Genomic DNA, 1,041 nt, shown 5'->3' with positions numbered 1-1,041 from the left:
ATGGCGGGGACGAAGCACTCATGCCAAAACCTAAAGGACGCCCCAAAGGCTCCACCAAACCAAAGACACTCACAGAGGAAGATAAGCTTCGCCGTGAGGTTGAAAAGCTGCGGGCTGAAAACGCCTACCTAAAAAAATTGCGAGACTTGAGGAACCAGGGGCGCTGGTAAAAGCTCAAACCGTCGTCATCCTCAAGTCTGAACATAAACTTGAAGACCTCCTAGAAGCAGCTTCCTTAGCTCGTTCAACCTATTTTTATCATCAAAGTCGGCTTACTCAGCAGGATAAACATGGTGCCCTAAAGCAAGCGATACACCAGATTTTTATTGGTTCGAAGCGGCGGTATGGCTATCGCAGAATTCTTCTGCAGCTACGTAGCCAAGGTTGGAAGGTTAACCACAAGCTCGTCTACAAGCTCATGGATCAGATGAACCTGAAATCCAAAGTCAGGCCACGTAAAAAATACAGCTCCTACCAGGGGCAGATCAGTTATATCGCTGAGAATCTCTTGAACCGTAACTTCACCCCCAATAAGCCCAATATCGCGTGGGTTAGTGATGTTACCGAGTTTCGGGTTTGCGGTACTAAGGTGTATCTCTCGCCGATCATGGACTTATACGACCGCACAATCTTGTCCTACGAATTATCGTTATCGCCGAACACTACGTTTACTGCGAAGTCTTTACGAGATGCGATGTCCTGGCATGGGCCAGCTGAAGGTCTGATTGTTCATACTGACCAGGGGTTCCAGTATCAGCATTCCAGTTGGAAGAAGCTGATTGAAGGAGCTGGTGGGGTGCAATCGATGTCGCGTAAGGGTAACTGCTACGATAACGCGGTGATGGAGAACTTCTTTGGGCACCTGAAGTCTGAGGTGTATCACGGTGAGAGCTTTGCCAGTGTTGAGGATTTCTGTCAGGCGGTTGATGACTATATCTATTGGTATAACAACGGTAGGCTTCAGGAGCGATTAAAGGGCCTGGCTCCGATGGGGTATCGGAGCCAGGCTTTGGCAGCCCTGACGGTCTAGGATTAAACCAG

Annotated in this window: 1 pseudogene; it reads left to right on the top strand. The window is 48.9% G+C overall.

Annotated features, from left to right (window positions below):
- Nucleotides 1-1,030, top strand: a pseudogene (locus tag E4U03_RS12555) (IS3 family transposase); the annotation flags it as partial.
- Nucleotides 1,031-1,041: the final 11 nt, after the last annotated feature.

The organism is Rothia nasimurium (assembly GCF_004569295.1).
In the GTDB taxonomy this organism is placed as follows: Bacteria; Actinomycetota; Actinomycetes; order Actinomycetales; family Micrococcaceae; genus Rothia; species Rothia nasimurium_B.
The sequence above is the reverse complement of the archived record's forward strand: the minus strand, read 5'-3'. Positions and strand labels throughout refer to the sequence as shown.